This window comes from Oceanispirochaeta sp., assembly GCF_027859075.1.
In the GTDB taxonomy this organism is placed as follows: domain Bacteria; phylum Spirochaetota; class Spirochaetia; order DSM-2461; family DSM-2461; genus Oceanispirochaeta.
Window position 1 is genome coordinate 1 of sequence record NZ_JAQIBL010000117.1, and the last position, 3,938, is coordinate 3,938.

Annotated in this window: 4 protein-coding genes; 1 reads left to right on the plus strand and 3 read right to left on the minus strand. The window is 47.9% G+C overall.

Annotation, left to right across the window (positions count from 1 at the left end; genetic code table 11):
- Positions 1 to 224: Wzz/FepE/Etk N-terminal domain-containing protein (locus PF479_RS06610; protein ID WP_298003850.1), on the minus strand; the 224-nt coding region annotated here is incomplete at its 3' end.
- 55 nt (positions 225 to 279) lie between these two features.
- Complete coding sequence (locus tag PF479_RS06615) at positions 280 to 1,359, minus strand: MraY family glycosyltransferase (RefSeq protein WP_298003852.1); 1,080 nt, start codon at positions 1,357 to 1,359, stop codon at positions 280 to 282.
- A 113-nt stretch (positions 1,360 to 1,472) separates the two neighbouring features.
- On the opposite strand from PF479_RS06615, the gene PF479_RS06620 reads away from it, so the two are divergent.
- The gene (locus PF479_RS06620; protein ID WP_298003854.1) at positions 1,473 to 2,228 is read left to right on the plus strand and encodes a DUF6675 family protein; all 756 of its coding nucleotides are present in this window, start codon (positions 1,473 to 1,475) and stop codon (positions 2,226 to 2,228) included.
- A gap of 366 nt (positions 2,229 to 2,594) precedes the next feature.
- On the opposite strand, the gene PF479_RS06625 is transcribed toward PF479_RS06620, so the two are convergent.
- On the minus strand, positions 2,595 to 3,920 hold the full coding sequence (locus PF479_RS06625; RefSeq protein ID WP_298003856.1) for a hypothetical protein: 1,326 nt from the start codon (positions 3,918 to 3,920) through the stop codon (positions 2,595 to 2,597).
- Between the last annotated feature and the right edge of the window lie 18 nt (positions 3,921 to 3,938).

A 3,938-nucleotide genomic window follows, 5' to 3' on the forward strand; every position in this document is an offset into this window, starting at 1 on the left:
ACCAGAGATTGGGGTGTATACAGATTGGGGAGGAAGCTTTTTTCAGGGGGCAGCTTCAGGGATATTATTGAATAAATCAATATGTACAGAGCGGCAAGTCCTGTTATACTGATAATCAACCACTTATGCTTGAAGAGCACGCCGATCAGATCGAGGAGATCAATTTCATCTTCATGATTATTATCCTGCTGTGGCAGGAGGGATGTATTATTGTCCTGATTCATATGGGCTCCGATTTTACGTGAAATGATGGGTCTTGTAAAGCAAATACCCGGGGGTTCAGTTCTTTTTGTAATGCCTGTTCCAATGCAGGTAGAGGAAGAGGGATGTCACCAGGAAAAGAGCGATGGCGACAGGTATAAAACGCAGAGGCCCGGGAACCATCAGAAACCGCAGGACCGCAAAGCCCGAGATGATCTGCTGGCCGATCACGATGGACAGGATCTGCCGGGCATCCAGCTTCATATCCAGCAGTTTATGGTGCATATGTTCCTTATCGGGAATGAAAAAGTGCTGCCCCTTGCGTCTTCTTCGCAGCATGGCCGCCAGGACATCCGCAATGGGGATAAAGAGCATCACCACGGGCATGACCAGGCTGGTTCCCGATTCAGGGCTTCCCAGCAGGGGGAGGAGGGCCAGGATAAAGCCCAGACTCAGGCTCCCCGAATCGCCCATAAAAATCCTGGCCGGGGGGAAGTTGTAAAACAGGTAGCCCATCAGGGAACCCAGGAGTGTAAAGCTGATGATGGACAGCATGATGTTGCCGCTGATCAGGAAGGCGATGCCGTAGATAAAGCTGGCAATCGAGGAGATTCCCGCAGAAAGGCCGTCCATGCCGTCGATCAGATTGATGGCGTTGGTCATCCCCACCAGCCAGAGAAGGGTCAGGAGAGGGCCGAACCATCCCAGATTCAGGGTGATCCCCGCAAAGGGAATTGTAAAGAACCGTATCCCCGCTCCCCCGGCAATCACCAGAAGGGCCGCAATGATCTGACCGATCAGTTTTTTCCGGGCCTGGATGTCGGTAAAGTCATCCATCATCCCGATCACAAAGATCAGGAGGGTTCCGGCACTAATCAGCAGGGGGTTATGATGATGACTCAGACGGAAAATGACCGACGAATGAAGGAGTCTGGCTGTTCCCAGGCTGGTGACGGTCGCGGCAATAACAAGAGAGCTGATGATGCCTATGCCCCCCAGCCGGGAAATCAATCCTGTATGTATTTTTCTATCGTCTTCAGCATCGTCGTACCATTTCTTTTTATGGGACAGATGTATAAGACCGGGCGTAATATATAAGTTAAACAAAAATGCCAGTGCGGTGGCGGTAAAAGCGAGCAGAAGATTTTTTATTTCCATGAAAGCCCTTGTTTTCTGTATAGTAATCTGTAAATCATCATACCTTAGGGCCTTAAGGCTTGTCCATACGGAAAACTTTTAATATATTCTCTTTTATGATGAGACAAAAAAATATGATTTTATGGGCCTTTCTGGTTCTAATTGCTCCCTCTGTTTTGACAGCCGGCAGCTCTTCCTTAAAAAAAGGGAGTCACTATCTGGATAGGGAACTGAACTTTGTAGAAGACAGCCCTGTGGTTTCCCTGATGCCTGATTTTGAATCAAAGTCTCGTCTTGAAGAAGAACTCCGTCGCTTTGAGCCCAGCGGTGTGGTTGAGCTGCTCTACACCATGCCCCTTCCCGAACTGAAAAATTCTGAAGGAAGTAAGGAGGACATGCTTCTCCATATACTGCAGAGCATGTCTGCCATCAGCACCCTGGAGGGCATCGAATACTGGTCGGGCAGCCGGAAGAAAATGTACCTCTATCTGGAAGAAGCCTATGTGGTAGAGAAGAATAAAAGCAGTAAAAAAAGTGCAGACCCTGTCTTTACCACTCTGCCTGATGAGCCGCGGACCATCTCGGTGTTTCAGAAGGATACCACCTTCGGCAAGGCCTGGTATGATGTCAGCTATGAAGTGAGAAACGACTCCATCCGTCTGTCCATGATCAATACAACAACCATTCGCTACAAGTTTTTTCCTGTCCTCCGGGATGAAAGGCTTCTCATCGAGCTGATTGTCATCCCCCGGGAGAAGGACCTTCTTTTTTACGGCTTGGCCGCTTTCCGCCTGGGCAACACCTTCGGCATCGAAATGAAGCTGGATGAGTCCTTTGACCACCGGATGAGTGCCCTTCAGACCTGGTTTGCCGACCAGACTTACCCTTAGGCCTTAGCGAGTAATGAAGGTAATAGATGGTTTGGTTCTACCAAGTTAGGCCTAAGGGCCTCCGTAGCACCAACCATATATTGTCTCCAAGATGATTGGTACTACCAGGGCAATAACATTGCCCTGGTGTCTATCCAGCTTAGGCCTAAGGGCCCTGGTAGAAGGTATTTTTAATAATGCAATGAACTTGTAATCTCGAGTCCGTACTTTCCTAAATCGCTGAAGGCCCTTAGGCCTAACTTGGAAAAATACGGAGGCAATGTTATTGCCTCAGTAGTACCAACCATTTATTGCCTATATAGTAATTGCTTTCGTAGTCCAAGCCTGTTAGGGAAGTCTATTTTCAGTATCTTTCAATCTATATTTTTAATAATGCAAAGAACTGGTAATCTCCAGCTCGTACTTGCCGAAGTCGCTGAACGGCAAATCGCTGCTCAGATCCACTCCCACAGACGCCCTGGCATGCAGTCCTTTCAGCTTATCCAGATAGAGGATGAAATCCGCACCCGTACCGTAGCGGAGGTCCTGGTTCCAGTCCACAGTATAACCCTCTCTCCGGCTGAGGCCAATGTCGAAAAAGGGCTGAAACTGGGCCTCTCCCACACCCTCCCACTGGATGACTGAAAAGGTGACATCGTTGTTCAGAAAAAGACCGGCCAGGCCGAACATGGTGCTGTCTTCCACACCCCGGAGATTGATCCCCAGACCGTTCATCTCATCATTGAAACTGACTGTGCCCGAGGCTCTTGTCATATAATTCATACGGGGATTAATGATCTTGTAGAAACTGGATTGACCGTCTATAAAGACCTTGACCTGGTTTTTAGTCACTGATTTATTCACATAACGGATTGAGTTGCCCACAGAGGCGCTGAAGCCCTCTCTGAAGTTGGCCCTCCAGTCTACCTTGCTGTAGCCTCCGCCATGACTGAAGGAGAGGTAGAAGGGTTCTTCGTTATCCCCAATGCCGTCTCCGCTATAGGAATAGTTGATGCCGATGCCCGGTTTGACCTGGTAATAGAATTTATTATCTGCGCCGAAGTTCATGGTCGTCCTGACATCGGCTGAGGTATTGTAGTAGTTATACCTTTCAAGATAGACATCATCTTCCTTCTTTTCCGCATAAGACTTCTGCTGCATAAAACCAAAGTCATATTCCAGATTTCCGATCTTGACATTGTTCAGCTGGGGGTTGAAGGTCCAGGACGTATTGTCCCAGCTTTGATCATTGTTGTCATATTTGAAGGTGATGTTGGTGCCCAGATACAGATCATTCAGAGTTCCGAAGGCGTTGTTGTAAAACAACTTCAATCCCAGGCGGACTCCATCGTTTGAATTGTATTTTGGATAGGGGATGGGGTAGATATTCCAGCTGTCCTCGGCATGAACCTGGACGGAATAGACTGTTGTCTCCCCCTGGGGTTCTCCTTCGGACAGGGTCATACTGATTTCGTTGAAAACACGAAGATTGACCAGATCCTGCTGCTGCCTCAGAACGGCCTTCTCCAGGCTTGCCCTGTCGGCGAATTCCATCCCTTCTTTCAGATCCATTTCTCTTATCAGGGATTTTTCACGGGTATTTCCATCTATCGTGATTATATATCTTTCCAGTTTATGGATTTCCTGTGCTCCGGCTGCCCCCAAAAGGCTTATTAATAGAGCTATTATAATAATATTTTCTTTCATGATCATACAATATCACAACGTGAT

Excerpts from the sequence above, each read along its gene's own strand:
- PF479_RS06615 (WP_298003852.1), bottom strand. The coding sequence starts at position 1,359 with ATGGAAATAAAAAATCTTCTGCTCGCTTTTACCGCCACCGCACTGGCA.
- PF479_RS06620 (WP_298003854.1), top strand. The coding sequence starts at position 1,473 with ATGATTTTATGGGCCTTTCTGGTTCTAATTGCTCCCTCTGTTTTGACA.
- PF479_RS06625 (WP_298003856.1), bottom strand. The coding sequence starts at position 3,920 with ATGATCATGAAAGAAAATATTATTATAATAGCTCTATTAATAAGCCTT.